Annotated in this window: 14 protein-coding genes and 2 pseudogenes; 6 read left to right on the forward strand and 10 right to left on the reverse strand. The window is 69.5% G+C overall.

The genetic code is table 11. The features are described 5' to 3' along the window. Positions 1–143: 143 nt before the first annotated feature. The 3 genes from JIX56_RS00920 to JIX56_RS00935 form a co-directional block, all read right to left on the reverse strand. The gene (locus tag JIX56_RS00920) at positions 144–2,063 is read right to left on the reverse strand and encodes an ABC transporter ATP-binding protein (protein WP_257536821.1); all 1,920 of its coding nucleotides are present in this window, start codon (positions 2,061–2,063) and stop codon (positions 144–146) included. A gap of 323 nt (positions 2,064–2,386) precedes the next feature. Then, the gene (locus JIX56_RS00925; RefSeq protein WP_257536822.1) at positions 2,387–2,965 is read right to left on the reverse strand and encodes a dihydrofolate reductase family protein; all 579 of its coding nucleotides are present in this window, start codon (positions 2,963–2,965) and stop codon (positions 2,387–2,389) included. 684 nt (positions 2,966–3,649) lie between these two features. Beyond that, positions 3,650–4,714 (reverse strand): alpha/beta hydrolase family protein, encoded by a 1,065-nt coding sequence (locus JIX56_RS00935; protein WP_257536823.1) that lies wholly within the window; start codon positions 4,712–4,714, stop codon positions 3,650–3,652. Positions 4,715–4,838: 124 nt separating this feature from the next. Here JIX56_RS00935 and JIX56_RS00940 point away from each other — a divergent pair, with 124 nt between their 5' ends. The 3 genes and pseudogenes from JIX56_RS00940 to JIX56_RS00950 all read left to right on the forward strand — a co-directional run. Next, positions 4,839–5,483, forward strand: coding sequence for a GNAT family N-acetyltransferase (locus tag JIX56_RS00940; protein ID WP_257536824.1), 645 nt, complete (start codon positions 4,839–4,841; stop codon positions 5,481–5,483). Beyond that, a complete protein-coding gene (locus JIX56_RS00945; protein ID WP_257536825.1) occupies positions 5,480–6,355 on the forward strand; it encodes a PaaX family transcriptional regulator C-terminal domain-containing protein in 876 nt (291 codons plus the stop codon). Before JIX56_RS00940 ends, JIX56_RS00945 begins: the two co-directional genes overlap by 4 nt. 675 nt (positions 6,356–7,030) lie before the next feature. Continuing rightward, a pseudogene (locus JIX56_RS00950) lies at positions 7,031–7,366 on the forward strand (helix-turn-helix transcriptional regulator); the annotation flags it as partial. Here JIX56_RS00950 and JIX56_RS00955 read toward each other — a convergent pair. The 6 genes from JIX56_RS00955 to JIX56_RS00980 form a co-directional block, all read right to left on the reverse strand. Then, positions 7,291–7,596 (reverse strand): DUF6247 family protein, encoded by a 306-nt coding sequence (locus JIX56_RS00955; protein WP_257536826.1) that lies wholly within the window; start codon positions 7,594–7,596, stop codon positions 7,291–7,293. The pseudogene JIX56_RS00950 and the gene JIX56_RS00955 overlap by 76 nt on opposite strands. A gap of 47 nt (positions 7,597–7,643) precedes the next feature. Further along, complete coding sequence (locus tag JIX56_RS00960) at positions 7,644–8,126, reverse strand: hypothetical protein (protein ID WP_257536827.1); 483 nt, start codon at positions 8,124–8,126, stop codon at positions 7,644–7,646. Next, on the reverse strand, positions 8,123–9,973 hold the full coding sequence (locus JIX56_RS00965) for a glycoside hydrolase family 15 protein (protein WP_257536828.1): 1,851 nt from the start codon (positions 9,971–9,973) through the stop codon (positions 8,123–8,125). Before JIX56_RS00965 ends, JIX56_RS00960 begins: the two co-directional genes overlap by 4 nt. Then, positions 9,970–10,641: an FAD-dependent oxidoreductase gene (locus JIX56_RS00970; protein ID WP_257536829.1), complete on the reverse strand. Its 672-nt coding sequence runs from the start codon at positions 10,639–10,641 to the stop codon at positions 9,970–9,972. Before JIX56_RS00970 ends, JIX56_RS00965 begins: the two co-directional genes overlap by 4 nt. A 196-nt stretch (positions 10,642–10,837) precedes the next feature. Next, positions 10,838–11,950: a transaldolase gene (gene tal / locus JIX56_RS00975; RefSeq protein ID WP_257536830.1), complete on the reverse strand. Its 1,113-nt coding sequence runs from the start codon at positions 11,948–11,950 to the stop codon at positions 10,838–10,840. A 256-nt stretch (positions 11,951–12,206) separates the two neighbouring features. Beyond that, the gene (locus JIX56_RS00980; RefSeq protein ID WP_257536831.1) at positions 12,207–12,662 is read right to left on the reverse strand and encodes a hypothetical protein; all 456 of its coding nucleotides are present in this window, start codon (positions 12,660–12,662) and stop codon (positions 12,207–12,209) included. Between the two features lie 81 nt (positions 12,663–12,743). Here JIX56_RS00980 and JIX56_RS00985 point away from each other — a divergent pair, with 81 nt between their 5' ends. Both JIX56_RS00985 and JIX56_RS00990 read left to right on the forward strand, forming a co-directional pair. After that, positions 12,744–13,451, forward strand: a complete 708-nt coding sequence (locus tag JIX56_RS00985) for a helix-turn-helix transcriptional regulator (RefSeq protein ID WP_443032015.1) — start codon at positions 12,744–12,746, stop codon at positions 13,449–13,451. Positions 13,452–13,585: 134 nt separating this feature from the next. Beyond that, a pseudogene (locus JIX56_RS00990) lies at positions 13,586–13,824 on the forward strand (GTP cyclohydrolase I); the annotation flags it as partial. Between the two features lie 1,548 nt (positions 13,825–15,372). Here JIX56_RS00990 and JIX56_RS00995 read toward each other — a convergent pair. Next, positions 15,373–16,047 (reverse strand): TetR/AcrR family transcriptional regulator, encoded by a 675-nt coding sequence (locus tag JIX56_RS00995; protein WP_257536833.1) that lies wholly within the window; start codon positions 16,045–16,047, stop codon positions 15,373–15,375. Positions 16,048–16,170: 123 nt separating this feature from the next. Between JIX56_RS00995 and JIX56_RS01000 the strand changes: the two genes are divergently transcribed. Continuing rightward, positions 16,171–17,193, forward strand: a complete 1,023-nt coding sequence (locus tag JIX56_RS01000; protein ID WP_257536834.1) for an NAD(P)-dependent alcohol dehydrogenase — start codon at positions 16,171–16,173, stop codon at positions 17,191–17,193. Positions 17,194–17,834: the final 641 nt, after the last annotated feature.

Raw genomic sequence — 17,834 nt, forward strand, 5'->3', positions numbered from 1 at the left:
GCGGCTGAGCGGGTGGTATCGGTCGGCGATCTCCTGCAGGGGCCACAGGCAGACGGGAGCCTTTGCGTTGCGGGCACCGACGCTGTCACCTGATCAGGTGATCAGGTGGTCAGTGGCCACGCTGAAGGAGCTCGTCGGCTCGGTCACGTGGACCCGGTGCTCGTACGGGCGGGCGACGACGTCCTGCGGTCTTCGTCCGGCGCCGGGTCGGCCGGTCCGGGCAACCCGCTGGGACCGGCTCCTGGGACCGGGCGTCCGAGGGCCGACTCGGTGCTCTCGCCGAGGAAGCCTCCCGACTGGTGCTGCCACAGCTTGGCGTAGGCACCGTTCGCCGTGAGCAGCTCCTCGTGAGTGCCCTGCTCGACGACGCTTCCGCGGTCGAGGACGACGAGACGGTCCATGCCGGCTACGGTGCTCAGACGGTGGGCGACCACGAGGGCCGTACGTCCGTCCATCAACCGCCACAGGGCGTCCTGGACGAGGAGCTCGCTCTCCGAGTCCAGCGCGCTGGTCGCCTCGTCGAGCAGCAGGATCGGGGCGTCGCGCAGGATGGCCCTGGCGAGGGCGACGCGTTGGCGCTGGCCGCCCGAGAGTTTCACTCCCCGCTCCCCCACCAGAGTGCCGAAGCCATCGGGTAGTTGGTCGGCGAACTCCGTGACGTGCGCGGCCGCGGCCGCGGCGTGGATCTCCTCGTCGGTGGCGCCGGGCCGGGCGAAGGCGATGTTGTCCCGCAGGCTGCGGTGGAACATGGCGGGTTCCTGCGGGACGTAGGCGATCAGTGAGCGCAGGTCGGTCTGGCGCAGCCGGCTGATGTCCTGCCCACCGATCAGGATGCGTCCGTCGTCGACGTCCGACATCCGCAGCAGGAGCCGGGTGAGTGTGGTCTTGCCGCCGCCGGACCTGCCGACCAGACCGATACGTGCGCCTGCGGGCACATCCAGGTCGAGTCCCTGGAAAATCGGCTTCGCGCCCCCGTGAGCGAAGGTCACCGCCTCGAAGCAGACGCCGGTGTCCCGCGGTGCGAGCGGTTCGGGATCCGTCGGGTCGAGCACGGTGGGCGGATCCAACAGCAGCTCGGTGAACTGCGCGGCCTCGGTCATCGAGCTTTCCAGACGCCGGTAGATCTGGTTGAACTCGAACATGATCTGGGTCGCGTTGGAGTAGTAGGTGAAAGCGACGACGACCTCCTCCACTCCCTGGCCCGAACCACCGAAGACGATGGCGACCAACAGACCCAGCACGTTGGTCAGCACGGACATGGGGGCGATCAGGGTGTCGACGCGCAGATTGCCGTAGTCCCACGACCTCAGCGTCAGGCGCCGGGAATCCGCGACACGGCTGCGGTGTTCGCCGGCCTCCCGCCGCTCGGCCGCGAACGCCCGGATGGTCTCCATGTTCGTGAGGCTGTCGGCGACGTGGCCGGAGACCCGGGCGATCGCCGCCTCACGGTCGTTGACGAGCCTCTGCCGGCGACGGATCAGAGGTGTCGCGGCTGCCACGGTCAGCACGATCATCACAAGAAGGCCGGCGACGAGCATCGGTTCGTAGCTCCACAGCACCACGGCACCGAACACCAGGGGGACGAGACTGCCCACGATCCGGTACGTCACCGTGTCGACGAAGTCCTCGAAGCGCTTGCCGAAGCTCAGCACCCGTTTGGTCAGGGAGCCGGCGAAGTTGTCATGGAAGAATGCCGCGTCCTTGGCGAGGAGTTCATCCATACCACTCACGTACAGGTGTTCCATACCGAGGGCGTCCACGCGGTTCAGGCAGTACTGCCCGACCCGCCACACGGCCTCGGCGAGCAGCAGCGTCACGCCGAAGCCCAGCACGTACGGCAGCGCCGAGCTGAGGGTGAGACCTCCTTCGTCGGCGGCCTGTCCTGCCAGTTTGGCGATCAGGAGGGGCGCGACGTAGCGGATGCCGATGTTGCCCACGGCCGGCAACAGCAGCGCGGGCAGGGCCAGCCGTCGTAGTCGTAGCAGTTCCCGGCCGTAGCGGCGCAGTGCCAGAACGACCGCGCTCCTGCCCGGCGTCGGACCTGGCATATCTGTTGTCCCCATCACACTCCCGGAGGTTCGGAAGACGGAAGTGTCCCGTCCGGGGAGGCTCGCAGTCCAGGCATTTAACGCGGAATGGCGAGAACCGGACACTGCTGCATTCAGCCGTACGCAGCGGGGCATATCCAGTGGTGAGGTCGTGGTGGTCGGTGGGGCCGTCGTCGTGGTTCCGGGCCGGCGCACGGCGGCTCGGGGTCAGAGACACCGGCCGCCCAGTACCAGGCGTCCTTCTGGGGCGCCGGGAAGGCGGCGGGGTCGACGGCCGGTGTCACCCGGCTGTCGTCGACCATGGCGGCGACTTCCTTTTTCGGAGTGCGAATGGCGTCTCAGACATGCAGGCTGGGCCGGTAGATGAGCTCTTGGATGTGGCCGTCGAGCGTCCGGCACTCGATCAGCTCGAGGTCGAAGTCGGCCGCACCCTGGAAGATCGGGTCCAGCCCGGTCCGACCGGTGATCACGGGGAAGAGCGTCACCTGGACGCGGTCGACCAGACCGGCGGCCATCAGCGCCCGGTTCATCGACAGGCTGCCGTGCGAGCGCAGCGGCACCTCGGACTCCTCCTTGAGCCGAGCGACGACGTCGACGGCGTCGCCGCACACGAGGTTCGCATCGGGCCAGTCGAGGGACCCTTCCAGTGTGCTCGACACCACCGTTGCCGGCAGGCTCCTCATCCGTGTGACCCATGGGTCACGCACCTCGGACCCCTCGTTGCTCGAGGCCAGCATCCGCGCGAACGCCCGGTACGTGTTGGCTCCGAAGACCATCCGCTGCTCCTCGCGGTACAGGGCGAGGCGGTGGTCGAGGAGCTCGGGACCCTGCTTGCCCCAGTAGCCGGTCCAGTTGCCGCCCGCGGCGCCGAAGCCGTCGAGGCTGGAAAAGACGTCGAACGTATAAGTAGCGGTCATGATGCTCTCCTCGAGTGCGGTCGATCGCGTGTTGCGGATACAGACCGGCAACCACGGCGAGACTCATCGCCCTTGGACTCCTGGAGCCCGGCCACCCCGGACGCGGCCCCAGGACTTGACCACAGCCAAGAAGGTGGAAGGTCAGCATGAGCGGTGATACGGCGGGCGAGAAGAAGAGCGTGGCGCTCGATCCACAGGTCCTGACTGTTCCACGTGCAGCGGCGCCCACGCCGCAAGGACACCGTCGACGCTGGCGCGAAGGGCCACACGGCCACACGGGCACTGAACCCGTTGAACGCTGCTGCACGGGCCGGGCCCCGGTATTGACCTGAAGTGTTGTTCACACAGCTGATCGGTGGCTGACCGCCGGGTGTGGTGTGGCAGCGGTGGCGGGTTGTAGGTGTGCACAAAGTCTGCCAGGGATGGCGGCCTTCATCGCAGGGCCAGGGCCCGGTGCATGCCTCCGTCAGCACTGTGGGTCGAGATCCGCATACCACTCGAAGGCCGCCACCACCGAGCCGACTTGCCACCGCCGAGCCGACTTGCCGCTGGCTCGCGTTGACCTCGTCGTACAGCCCGCGCAGCAGCCGTGTCATGACCTCCCGCGGCACCCGGCGACCATGGACGTCGTCCGGTCCGGCAACGGGGCCATGGGCCCGCCGTTCCGCGGCAGGACCGCCACCTTCATGGAGTGGCGCCGCTGCCTCGGCCGGGATCTTTCAGGAACTGTCGCTGGTCGTCCAGGAATCCGTTCGCGAAGAGCGAGCGGGGGGAAAAGAGCGCGGTGAGCGTGATCTTGACGGCCGACTGCTCGATGGACTGCTTGAGCAGTGAATGGGTCGCGTGCGGGTAGCGTTTGACCGTCAATGCACCGTCTGCGTCCAGCACCTTGCGGTAGCCCCGCTCCGTGTCGGCGGTGTCCACGTTGATGTCATGGCCTGCGAGGGTCAGCAGCACCGGTATGCCGCGCAGGACGCGGAGGTCTCGCGTGGCGTCCGCGGTGTAGTTCTTGGAGATGAAGCCCCAGCGGTCGGCGGTCATGCCGTCCGTGTCACCGTGCGTGGCGTTGACGTACTCCTCGAAGGTCGCATGCCGTTCCAGCAGTCGGCGCGTGTGGTCGCTCTTGGCGATCGCGGCCTTGGTACGGGCTGCCGATGCGCCGTCGGCGCGCAGCTCGGCGAGGAGGTTGTAGCGGCCCTGCTGGAGCCAGTTGATCGCGGGAGAGACGGCGATGACGAAGCTCACGGGCGTCTTGGCTGCGATCTTCGGCAGGACCCAGCCCGCCTGGCTGGCGCCCCAGAGCCCGATGCGGTCACCGTCGATGTCCGGGCGGGCGCGCACCCAGGCGATGGCGGCGGCTGCCTCGTCGGCCCGGTCGTCCATGGACTGGTCGAGCCAGTTGCCGGGGGCGCCTGCGACGCCGGGCTTGTCCCAGGACAGAGAGGCGTACCCGGCCTTGGCGTTCGCTTCCCACATGGGCTTGTAACCGTCGTCGTGGGTGGCGTCGATGGGACCGTCGCCGTGGATGTACACGACCAGGCCGTGGTGCTTGCGGCCGTCCTTGGGGGTGGCCAGTACGCCGTTGAGGGTGTGGCCGCCGTGGCGGATCGAGACTCGCCGCTCGTCCATGTCGTAGGAGTTCTGCCACAGCACCACACCGACGAGGCCGGCGGCCACGACCAGGACCGTGACGAGTGACCACGCGGTGATGCGGAGCCCGCGCCGTCGGGGCTGGGTCTTTGGACACATGGGATGACCGCCTCTGTTCGGTTTTGGGTAGGCGGCAAAACTATCATTACGAGAACGGTCGTCGCGAGTCTGATAGATTTGGTTTCAGCTTCAGGGAGAACTTCAGGGAGAAAGGGGGCACGGCATGGGACTGGACGCGACAGGCCCCGGGACCGGGCCGGTGGCGGTACAGCGAGGCGTTCCGGTGGGTGCCGAGCGGCGGGCGGCCGAGCTGTACTGGGACGCCTTCGGCCGCAAACTCGGTCCCGCACTGAACCCGCCGGGCAAGGCGGTGCCCTTCATCGCCGCCCATCTGAACGCCGATCGCGCGGTCTGCGCGCTCGTCGACGGGCAGCTCGTCGGCCTCGCCGGCTACCAGCTCGGCGGGCGGGGCCTCACCGGAGGGTCGGCCTGCGCCGTGCTGCGCGCGTACGGACACCTGGGCGGACCGCACCGCCTTCTGCTCCTCGCCCTGTTCGAACGCCGGCCGGCCCCCGGACAGCTCGTCATGGACGGCATCGCCGTTGCCCCGGACGTGCGCGGCCGCGGCGTCGGAAGCCTGCTCATCGAGGAAGTGGCGGCCGTCGCGGCGCAGCAGGACTGCCGGGAGATCAGACTGGACGTGATCGACACCAATCCGCGCGCCAGAGCCCTGTACGAGCGGCGCGGCTTCACGGCCGTACGGACCGAGCGCACGCCCTACCTCCGCAGGTTGCTGGGGTTCGGCGCGGTGACCACCATGCACCGCCCCGTCGAGGCGGACGGGCCGAGAGGACTGGGCACACCGTGACCGACCACGTCGAGATCCCCACCCGCATGCTCGTCCACGCGCTGATCCGGGAGGACGGCACGGTCAGCGCGGACGAGTTGTACACCATCGCCGCCGCCCTCGGCATGAGCGACCAGCAGGTACGGCTGTGTGTCAAACGCCTCGTGGCCGAGAGCCGGTTCACCCACGAAGGCCGCGGTCGCAAAGCAGTACTGCACGCCACGGAAGACACCACACAAGCCCTGAGTCCCAACGCGGACTTCCTGCGGCACGCGTTCCGCCAGGACGCCGGGCTCGCCCCCTGGGACGGCGTCTGGCACCTGGCCGCCTTCGCCGTGCCCGAATCGGCGCGCACGGCCCGGGACGCCCTGCGCGAGACGCTCGTCCACCTCGGTGGCGCCCCTCTCCAGGGCGGACTGTACGTCTGCGCCAACGCCTGGGAACCGTATGTCGAAGACGCGGCGCACCGTCTCGGCGCCCACGGTGCCCTGACCCTCCTCAGCACGACGGACCTGCGCAGGGGCGACACCCAAGAGCCTGCTGAACTCGCCCGCCACCTGTGGCCCTTGCAGGAGATCGCCGACCGCTATCACCGCCTCAGCCGCATCGCCCAGCCCCGCCTCGACCGGCTCACCGGCTCCACCGGACTCTCCCCGTCCGAACTGCTCACCATCGCTGTCGAACTGGCTGCCGAACTCACCCGTGCCATGGAGCCCGACCCGCTGCTGCCGCCTCAGCTCCTGCCCCAGCCCTGGCCCGGCACCCAGGCCCGGGAACTCATCGCCCGGTGCTGGGCGGCCTTTCCCGAACGCGACCACGGCGAGGCCCGGCCGACCCTCTTCCGCCTCTACGCCGACATCACCCGGGAAGCAGCAGACCGGGCCACGCGCTGAAGACGCGACAGACGGCGCAGGTCGTGTCTGTCGGGCGAAGGCACCGAGAGAGCATCCGCTCTTGGGGCAGACGCGCATCAGATCAACGTTGTGCACTTTGCCCGACACCGTGTGGAGGGCCTCGCGCTGGACCAGGAGTTCACTGAAGTCGGCTACCTCCTGCCGCCGTGTGACCTGCTCGTCGGCTGCGACCGCGGTGTCCACCCGGCTGTGGTGCGCATAGCGGGCCGCGTACGCCGCGACCTCGCCTCGTCGAGCAGGCGCTTGGCCAGGCCGACCATGGTCGCGTCATTGATCAGGAACGCCTACAGCCCAACCGTGCGCTGCTTGCACCTTAGGGTGATTCGCCCAGGGATACGGGTCTCTTGGGATCGTGGACCAGGTTCCTGCGGGCGATGATCGTTTGATGCGAACGCTTCTGGGGCGAGATGTCGATGGACGCCTCACAAGGGTGATCGACAAGCGGCCGGAGACCATGGGAGGGCGGTCGTGACAGAAAGTGCGCCGCGGCCGGGAAGCGGCATGGTGGACCGGTCGGAAGGGTTCGGTGAGCGGCTGCTGGGAGTGCTGCTGGACCGGGCGCACGAGATGCCGCCTCAGTTGATCGCTCCGATGATCGCGGAGGAAGTGGCCAGGATCGGTGGCCGCGATGTGTCGGTCCTTCTCCAGGACTATGCGTTGGACGCCATGCACCGCGACCCCGCAGCACCGTGGACCGTCGCAACACTCGCCACCGAAGCCGGCCTGTCCAGGGCCGCCTTCGCCAGGCGCTTCACCGCGCTGGTCGGCCAACCACCACTCGGATACCTGACCTGGTGGCGCATGACCACGGCGGCACGCCTCTTGAAAACGACAGATGCGCCGCTGAGGGCTGTGGCAAGCCAGGTGGGTTACGTCTCCGAGTTCGCTTTCGCCCATGCGTTCAAACGCACACATCACACAGCACCGGGCAAGTACAGGGCCCAAAATGACCAGGCGACCACACCCGCGCGTGTGACCCAGGACGGCTGATCGCCCACGTACGGGCCCCGAAGGCCTGCTCCGAGGCGGGACCGCCAAGTTCGTACGACGTCATGGACCGGGGCGAGGCTGTAGCTGTGCCGGGCGTCGTCCAGGGCGCGTGCCCAGTCCTGCTCGAACGCGCAGCGACGCCTCGCGCAGTCGCTGGGGCGATCTCGTCGGCGACCTCGGGGCTGCAGAGGAACTGGCCCGACAGTCAGAGGCGGCCGGACACCCGCCATGCTGTGACGGCACCTTGTCCCTGACCCGTACCGGCCGGAGGGCTCCCTCAGTCAGGCCATGCGAGAAACCCTCCGACGATGGTGCCGTAGGCGAGGTGTGCTGCGAGCGTGACGGTGGGTGTGCCGCGGCCGTAGTTGAGCATGAGGAAGCCGGGTGGTTCCAGCAGCGCTACGTCGGGGGCGCTGGTGTGGGGTGTGCCCATACGCGGGTGGATGAGGGGCAGCAGGATGTTGACCAGCGCGGTGGCGGCGAACAGGCCGTGGACGAGGCCGAAGACGGTGCCCAGCCACCAGCTGCTGTAGCCGAGGGCGGCGAAGACGGCGTAGTACAGCAGGGCGAAGACCTGGCCGTTGACGAAGTGCGCGCTGTAGCCGAGGGCTTTGGCACGGGTCCGGTTGCTGGTGAAGGCGGTGCCGAGCAGGAACGGCAGGTCGATGCGCGTGAGATTGGCGGCGTTGGCGGCGCGCAGGCCGGTGGTCAGGATCAGGGTGCCGACGAGCCCGCCGGCCAGTGCGGCCCAGATGCTCATCGCGCAGCCTCCCTGATCGCGCAGGCGGCGCTGATCAGGGCCAGGTGGGTGAGGCCCTGAGGGAGGTTGCCGAGGAAGATGCCGGTGGTGGTGTCGGCCTCTTCGCTGTACAGGCCGACATCGTTGGCGAGGGCCACGAGCTGACCCATGAGGTGGGTGGCTTCGTTGACGCGACCGACCAGGGCCATCGCTTCGGCGAGCCAGAACGAGCAGGCCAGGAAGGCGCCCTCGCTGCCGGGGAGGCCGTCCGGGCGTAGGTAGCGGTTGACGTAGGGGCCGTCCTGGAGGGTGCGCTGGATGGCGGCGACGGTGCCGCGCATGCGCGGGTGGTCGGGCGGGCGGTAACGGTGGAGCAGACCGAGGAGGAGACCGGCGTCCAGGGCGTCGCTGTCGGCGGAGCGCACGTAACTGTTCAGACGCGGGCTGAAGCAGCGGTCGTCGATGAACTCGGCGATGGCTTGTCGCTCTCGCCGCCAGCGAGCGGAGTGCCGTTCGGGGATCAGCTTTTGCCTGGCCAGGTCGAGGGCGCGGTCGAGGGCGATCCAGCACATCATCTTGGACTGGGTGAAGTGCTCGGGGTCGCTGCGTACCTCCCAGATGCCCGCGTCGGGCTGCCGCCAGGCGGTGCAGATGAAGTCGGCGGTCTCGGCCAGTCTGCGGGCGATGTCGGCGTCCAGCCTTCGCCCTGCGGCGGAGTACTGCCAGGCGGTCTGCAGCAGTTCGCCATAGGTGTCGAGCTGGAGCTGTCCGGCGGCCGCGTTGCCGATGCGTGCGGGCGCCGAGCCTCGGTAACCCGACAGGGGCAGGGTCTGCTCGGGTGTGCGGGTGCCGCCGTCGAGGCGGTACAGGACGTGCAGGCGCGGGTGCGTGAGCTGGGAGGCGTGCATCAGCCACCAGAAGTAGCTGGTGGCTTCCGGCGCGCAGCCCAGCTTGAGGAAGGCGTCCAGGGTGAAGGCGGAGTCGCGGATCCAGCTGAAGCGGTAGTCCCAGTTGCGTGTTCCGCCGAGCTCCTCGGGCAGGGAGGTGGTCGCGGCGGCGGCGACCGCGCCGGAGGGTGCGAAGACCAGGAGCTTGAGGGCGAGGGCGCTGCGCAGCACCGCCTCATGCCACGGTCCGGTGTAGGTGCGCTGGTCGGCCCACTGTCTCCAGGTGGCGGTGGTCTTGTCCAGGCGGGCCTCGCACTCGGCGCGAGTGGGCATGACCAGGGGTTCTTGGTGTGCGTAGGCCAGCGTGATCAGGGCCCTGGTACCGGCGTCGGTGTGGAATCGTGCGGTGACCGCGTCGTTGGTGCACTGCGTCTTTCCCGAGTTCCAGGCGCGGACGGCGACCGCGTCGGGCCCCGAGGCCGCCACCGGGATTCCGGTGCGCTGAGTCATGATCGGCGCGCGCGTGCCGTACGCGAAGCGCGGCTGGACGCTCCAGCGCATGGGAACACTGCCGGCGAGGCCCTCGATCCGCCGGACCAGTTCCCGACCGGGCACCAGGGAAAGGTCGTCGGAGAGGGTCAGCGCGTCGGTCAGCCGAACCGTGCCCTGCGCGGTGGTGAACGTCGTCTCCAGGACGTTGGTGCCGGGGAGGTAGCGGCGGGCCGCGGTGAAGGGCGTCTCGGGCTGCAGGAGGAACCTGCCGCCGCGGGCCTGGTCGAGGACGGCGGCGAACAGGGTGGGTGAGTCCAGGTCGGGCCAGGCCAGCCAGTCCACCGAGCCGTCACGGGCGACGAGCGCGGCGGAGCGCCCGTCCCCGATCACGGCGTAGTCCCGCAGTGGCGCGTACCCGTTCGCCCGTACCGGCTGTGTGGTGTCCGGGCCGGTCGAGGTACGGCCGGATGCGGGAGGCGAGGCTGTCACCTTGAGACCACCTCCTCCGGGCTGTCGTCCGGTGAGTCGGGCCGGCCGAGAAGGCCGCTCAGGGGTACGTCGGGGTCGGCGAGCCGCGTCGGATCGACCGGTCTTTCGGAGGTGCCGAGCGCGCGGAACGGGTCGGTGACGTCCCGGACGTCGACGTTCACGCCGGCCGCACGGGCGGCGTGGAGGTCACCGTCCTGGAGACGGCCGGCGCCGATCACTGGGATGCGGGATGCGGGTGTGAAGGCTTCCTTGATGCGGCCGCTGTGGGAGAGCCGGCGCGGGTGGTGAACCCGTTCGAGGTCGGCTCCGGGCACTGGCGGGCGGCGCGGTGAGGACCCGGTGGTCAACAGCAGCTTCGCGTAGCCGATGCGGCTGCCGTCGGCGAGGGTCACGTCATGTCCGGCCGGGTCGATCGCTGTGACGGTGGTGCCCAGGCGCAGGTCGCTGTCGTGCTCGGAGAACCACTGCGGCGGGTGGACGTGGACCGTCTCCCGCTCGTCCTTGCCCAGCAGGTAGCCCTTGAACAGCGGCCGCCGTTCGTGGGGGCGCTCGCTCTCCTGGCCGAGCAGCGCGATGGGGCCGTCGAAGCTCTCTTCCCGGAGGGTTCGAGCTGTCTTCGCACCAGCCAGGCCGGCTCCGACGATCACAGGTCCCGTGTTCGCGGCCATGTCCTCTCCCGTGCTGCGTTGGCTGCGCCCGCAGAGCGACGGCGGTCCGTTTGCGAGCTGGTCCGTGACCCTGCCGCCCTGGAGCCCATCGTCAGCCCGTCGTCGATGACGCTCGGCCGGTGTTTGCCGGCGTGTCTGCCGAGCGTGGTCGCAGGAGGCTGCTTCGCCCGGATGGTCCGGTCGGCGACCGGCTGCCTCAGGCGGCGGCGCCCTTGGTGTGCAGTTCGGTTTCCAGTTGCTCGAAGAGCTCGTTGCCGGAGGTCGTGAACCCGGCTATGCCCTCGTCCTCCAGCACACGCACTACGTCGTCATAGGACAGTCCGACAGCCTCCAGGTCATCGAGTACCCGCTGGGCTGCCGCGTACGTGCCATGGATGGTGTCGCCCTGGACGCGGCCGTGGTCCGCGACCGCGCGCAGGGTCTGTTCCGGCATGGTGTTGACCACCCCGGGAGCGACCAGTTCGTCGACGTAGCGGGTGTCGTCGTAGGCGGGGTCCTTCACCCCGGTGGATGCCCACAGCGGGCGTTGCGGGCGCATCCCGGCCGCCGCCAGGGCCCTCCATCGGTCTGATGCGCCCGCCTGCTCAAAGTGCTGGTAGGCCAGGCGTGCGTTGGCGATCGCGGCCCTGCCGCGCAGATTCCGTGCCTCCGGTGTGCCGATCTTGTCCAGTCGGCTGTCGACCTCCGTGTCCACCCGGCTGACGAAGAAAGAGGCCACCGATGCGATGGACGTCAGGTCGCGGCCCGCCGCATGCGCCCTGCCCATGCCGTCCAGGAAGGCGCGGAGCACGTGGTCGTAGCGGTCCAGAGAGAAGACCAGGGTCACGTTGACACTGATGCCCTCGGCAAGCGCCGTGCTGATCGCTTCCAGGCCCTGCCGCGTGGCAGGGATCTTCACGAACATGTTCGGGCGGTCCACCAGCCACCACAGGGCCCGTGCCTCGGCGACCGTCGCCGCCGTGTCGTGGGCGACGCGCGGATCCACCTCGAGCGACACCCGCCCGTCGACACCGTCACTGGCCTCGTACACCGGGCGCAGTACGTCGCAGGCCCAGCGCACGTCGAACGCGGTCAGCAGCCTGACGGCTTCCTCGACCCGAACCCCGCGCCGGGCGAGATCAGCCACCTGCTCGTCGTAGCGGACACCCGAGCGGATCGCCTTGGCGAAGATCGTCGGGTTACTGGTGATGCCGACCATCCGCTGTTCCTCCACCAGGTCGGCCAAGCCACCCGCGAGCCGCTCCCGGCTCAGATCGTCCAGCCAGACGGCTACGCCTTGGGCGGCCAGCCGGTCCAGGTTCTCACTCATGATCTTCCTCCCTCCCGTGACTTCGGGCGGTGCCCTCTGCACACCGCACCTGATATCTCCTGATATCTCCTGCTATCTCCTGCGGACCGGGTTCCGGCCTCCTTCACACAAGGAGGCCGACGACCGCGCGGCGACTCGATGCCGCGCGGGTGTGAATCGCCGGTCCCGGGTTGCCGAGCCCGCCACTGCGACGCGTGCGGGTGAGCCGATGGAGGCGCCCACCCGCCTCGTGACCTTCCGCGGCTGCGGTCTGCCGTCAGTGAGACTGCCGCTTGCCGTGGTAGCGCTGCGCGAGCCGGGCGAGGGCGACCGCGCCGAGCAGAAGGCCGAAGTCGCGCAGCGCGATGTCGTAGTGCCCGGGGATGGTCAGCAGGTTGACGATGATCCCGGCGAGCCATCCGGCCACCAGCCAGCTCCCGAAGCGCGGGGCGAGCGCGACGGCAAGGCCCGCGACGATCTCGATCACTCCGACTGCGTACATGGCCGTCTGGGCGCTGCCCGGAACGACATCGTTGATCCAGGGCGCGAGGTAGGTGGGCCAGTCCACGAACAGGTTGGCGAACTTGTCCAGCCCGAACAGGATCGGCGCCACGGTGAACCCGGTGCGCAGGATGACGAACGCCTGGTAGCCGGGATCGCTGAGCATGGCCCGGCGGGAGGCGGCGGATGTAGTGGGGGTGGTGTTTGTGGTGTTTGTGGTTGCGGAGGACATGACGCCCTTCCTTCTATCGACAACTCCCACTAACGATAGAAGCGCGGAAACCTTCTTTAGTCAATCGCCATTGGTTTTACACTGGGGTTCGTGGACCACTCGAAGGAAGCACCCCGCCCCGGCGTCTCCGCCGTCGCCGCGCTCGACGAGCCGACCCGCAGGAGGCTCTACGACCACGTCGTGCGCCAGCCGGGACCAGTGAGCCGCGACGAGGCCGCCGAGGCCCTCGGCCTGGCCCGGCAGACCGCGGCGTTCCACCTGGACCGGCTGGCTGACGAATCACTGCTCGACGTCGTCTACGAACGGCGCAGCGGACGCACCGGCCCGGGAGCGGGCCGGCCCGCCAAGCTCTACAGGCGCTCCGACAAGCAGGTCACCGTCAGCCTGCCCGAGCGGCACTACGAGCTGGCCGGACGGCTCCTGGCCCAGGCGCTGGAGGAATCGGAAGCGACCGGTGAGCCGGTCCGCGCGGTCCTGCACCGAAAGGCCCACGAGCTGGGCACACAGCTCGCCGGACCGGGCCAGGCAGACCTGCTCGCCGTGCTGGAGGAGAACGGCTTCGAACCCCGCTGTGACGGTGACGCCATCATCCTGGGCAACTGCCCCTTCCACGCGCTCGCCCGCGCACACACCCAGACGGTGTGCGGCATGAACCTCCACCTGCTGCGCGGCGCGCTGGAAGGACTCGTCGACAGCGGCCTCCAGGCGCGCCTGGCGCCCAGCCCCGGTCACTGCTGCGTGCGTCTGGAGCCGACTTCCTCACCGCACGCCAGCGTGCGCCCATCCTGAGGCGTACTACCCCCGCGGCCTGCAGTTCGACGAGGCCGTGACCGGTGCACTGCCCGCTCGGCATCCAAACCGACACCGAGAGCCTGCACGGCACCCCGGGCACCGCATGGCCTGGCCCGCGCCTATGCCGAACCGAACACCCCGCCTTCCGCCCTCAGCTCCAGGAACGCCTGACCAAGCGAGTCGCCGACTGTCCGCACACCCACCTCGAGCCCAAGGGCGTCGGCGCCGTGATCGGAGCCGAACACACCTGCATGACCCTGCGCGGAGTCCAGGCCACCGGCTCCAACCCTCACCTCCACCCTCCTCGGCACTCCCCCACGACGCCCGCCCACGCGCCGACTTCCTCTCCCTCACCGGCATGCCCACCTGAACCCCCACCCACCAATGCCGGCCCTGTGCGCGGGCGCCGTGGCCGGACCAGTTCACTCGCGCTGGTTGAGGGCCCTGGTCAGCCGACTGGTACTGCGCCCCGTGTGAGCGGGAGACCGAGCAGGAGCGCGCGGAGGCGCAGCGGCCGGGCGGACCGCGTCCGGTGGAACGGTCTCGGGCCCACGGTCGCCTGGGCTCAGAAGATCTCGCCGACCCGGACGCGCACCCGATCCTGGACACCGAGACGGAGCCGGGCCACCCGGCCCCAGCGACCGCCGGCACGCGGCCGCGCAGGCCTGGCTGCACGCGCAGGAGCGGGAGGAGTGCGCGTTGGAGCAGTACGCCGCCTTCTACGGCGACCGCCACGACTATTTCGGCAGCTGCACCTGGCAGAAGCTGGGCGGCGGCCATCGGGGCCTGGGGTGATCTCCTGCCCTCCCTATGCCGCTTGGAGGAGCGCATACTCGGACTGGCCTGTCCGAGCTGCAGCGCGGCCATCGGCCGCGTCTGCCGCACCGCTGGCGGCCACCCCACCGACCACCCCCGTGCACGCCGTGACGCCGCAAGCCCGCTCCCGAGGCCCCTCATGACGCCGTGGCGATCGTCTCGCACATCCAGGCGGACCGGCTCGGCATCATCCTGGGTGACCATCCCACCATCGACCGGCTCGATGACGCGGCCTGTCCCCTGGTCCTCCCCGCGGGCCCATAGGCAGCGCCAACCTGGTGACGGTTCTCGCCGTCCAGGTGCGCATACTCGCCGGCGTTGTCGCCGGACCACACAGCAACCCGGAGACGGTGCACACCAACCTGGACCACGAACACGTCGGCAGGGCGCGCAGCAGCAAAACGTCTCCGACGTCGCGGTCGACGTGCGGGTCGACAGCGGCGAGGACCAAGCGCTGGAGCCCGGCTGGTTCGAGGGCTTGACGTCTCGGCTCCGGCGTCAGTGTCCGGGTCGTAGACCATGCCCGGCGCGGCGAGCAGCTGGTCGATGGGCCCCACTCCGCGAACTCCGTCCGGCCGCGTGCGTCGTGGGTGAGGTGCTCGTGGCGGGAGTCCTGGAGCGTCGAAGCGGGCGTTTTGAAGGCCGCCGTGACGGCGGCGCGGTCATCCCCTTCTCCCTCGCCCTGCGGCGCACCATCCGCCGGCCGTTGCGGGCGGACGTGGTCGACCGGTTCGCGGGGTACGGCCGCGCAGGGAATGGAACGGCGGGCACAGTGCGCCGGGGTGGCCAGGGGCTGCTCAGCAAGGCCTCGCATTCGGATGCGGAATAGGAGGCAATAGGACCCGGGCCGCCGCCAGAGCGCTGTACGGCGGCCCGCCCATACGTGTGACTGAGCACTTCAGTCGGCCATTTGAGGGTCACAGTTGGCCATCACGCGATCGGGCTCGGGTCGGGCAACCCGGCCGCCGATTGGCCCTTGCGCTCGTGGAGTGCTCATCGGGTGCTCATGGGGTGCCCGTGGTGCGCCGGCTCCCTCGGGCTCATCCACGGCACCAGTTCGAGAGGACAGTGAACCGGATACGGCCGGTGCGCCGCCGGCTCGTCAGCTCGCCGCTTGCTGGAGGCCGTCGAGGATGAGGTCCAGTCCGTATTCGAACTCGTCGCCGAAGGCGTACCCGGGACGCATGACGTGAGCGCTCGCGATCTCGGTCAAGTACGGATACTCACCATCGCCGAAACCGCTCATGATGGAATCCGCCAGTTCGGCGGTCTCCTGCGGGGAGTCAAAGGGCAGGGTCTTCTCCTGCAGGGCGAACCCGTAGATGTAGCTGTCGAGAACCGAGACGGCGTGCGCAGTCAGAGGGAGGGAGAACCCACCCTGACGCAGGCAGCCCAGAACGGCGTCGTGGTGACGCAGAGTGGCCGGGCCTGGAGTGGCCCGTGACTCCATCAGCCCGATGGCCCAGCGGTGGCGGGACAGCGCGAGGCGCATGGAGATGGCCCGCTGTCGCATCGCCTGTCGCCAGCCGTCACCCGGCGTGGGCAGTTCGACCTCGCTGAACACCAGGTCAACCATGCCGTCGATCAGGTCCTCCTTGTTGGCCACGTGGTTGTACAAGGACATTGCCTCGACTCCGACCGCCTCACCGAGCTTGCGCATGCTGAGCGTCTCCATGCCGCCGGCGTCGGCGAGTTCGACGGCGGCGTGCAGCACCCGCTGCCGGGTGAGCGTCTCGCGGGTCGGCTGCCGGACGGGACCTCGGGTCACGGTGGACATCACTTCCTCTCGTGGTCTCCCAGCATTGACGAGCTTACGCCGTAAGTGCTCTACTTACGCCGTAAGTCTGACTTACGGCGTAAGTATGCGGCAGACGGAACGGGAGCAATGACGATGCGGAACATGAGCGAGCCGATCGCGACCACGAGTGGGACCAAGACGATGGCGGCCGTCGTGCAGGAGCGTTACGGCGCCGAACCGGAAGCCGTGCTGCGCGCGGCGCGGCTCGCCCGGCCCAGCATCGGGCCGGCCGAGGTACTGGTACGTGTGCGCGCCTCCAGCGTGGACCGGGGCACCTGGCACATGATGGCCGGTCTGCCGTACGCGATCCGGCCCGTGAGCGGGCTGCGCAGGCCGAAGCTCCCCAACCCCGGCCGCAACATCGCCGGTGTCGTCGAGGCGGTCGACCCCGAAGTGACCGGGTTCGCGCCCGGCGATGAGGTCTACGGCACGGCAGTGGCCGCGTTCGCCGAATACGCCGCCACCCGTCCCCACAGGATCGCTCCCAAGCCGACCGGACTGACCTTCGAGGAGGCGGCGACGGTACCCGTCAGCGCGCTCACCGCGCTCCAGGCGGTTCGCGACAAGGGCAGTGTCCAGGAGGGCCAGCAGGTCCTGATCACGGGCGCCGCCGGCGGCGTAGGCACCTTCGCCGTCCAACTCGCCCATGCCTTCGGCGCCCGGGTCACGGCCGTCGCGAGCACTCCCAAGCTCGACGCCGTACGAGCGCTGGGCGCCGACCACGTGATCGACTACACGCGCGAGGACTTCCTGGCCGGCCCACGACGCTACGACGTCATCATCGACATCGCGGGCAACCGCGGTCTAGGGGATCTGCGCCGCGCCCTCACGCCCCACGGCAGGCTGGTCATCACCGGCGGCGAGACGAACGGCCCCTGGCTCGGCGGCGCTGACCGGCAGCTCCGCGCACAGATGCTGTCCCCGTTCACCGGCCAGCAGTTGGGCACCTTCATTTCCTCCGAGCACGCCGACGGGCTGCGCGACCTGACCGTTCTCATCGACGCGGGCACGCTCAGCCCGGTCATGGACCGCGTCTACCCGCTCGCCGAGACTGCCGCAGCCGTCCGACACCTTCTCGACGGCCGCACCACGGGCAAGGTGGCGCTTGCGCTGCCCGCGGAGTGACACCGTGGTCCGACGCCGGCAACGCGCCCTCCAGAGCCCCGGACATCGCCACGGTCCGGCGACTGACTGCCCGGCAAACCCGACAGCGGCAAGGCGACCGCAACCGGCCACTGAGCGCAGAGCGGCTTCCCAACGGAGAAGTCAAGCGAGAGTCCGCCTACCGCGCCGACCGCCAGGAAGCCCCAACAGCACCGCGCTCTCACCGGACCGGCAACTCGCCTACCCCCACGCGCCCTTCACGAGATCCAGGGCATCGCCAGGCGACTCTCTGACCACGCAACGCGCACCGGCCGACAGGACCGGAGCTAGTGCCGCGTCAGCCAAGGTTCGCCCCGTCGCGACGCCCGGCACGCTCCCCCATTCTCGGCTTCGCTCGAACGGGAGGGGCCCCCACCGCCGCACCGGCCGAAAGCCCAAGTACGTCCGGTCCATCGACGAGGACTTCCGGCCGGCACGCCGAGAGCACGCACCGGACGCCGCTCCTTGACGGGCAAACCTTGGCTGACGCGGCACTAGCTACACCCAGCTCGGAGCCGCCTGAGGGATCGCCCAGCCGGCAGCGAGCCCGCGCTGGCCCGGTGCCGTGCGCAGGCCCAACGGCACCAGCGGTGAAGCGCGCCGTTCGAGCTGCAGACGAGCCG

The sequence above is a fragment of the Streptomyces sp. CA-210063 genome (assembly GCF_024612015.1).
Classification (GTDB): Bacteria; Actinomycetota; Actinomycetes; order Streptomycetales; family Streptomycetaceae; genus Streptomyces.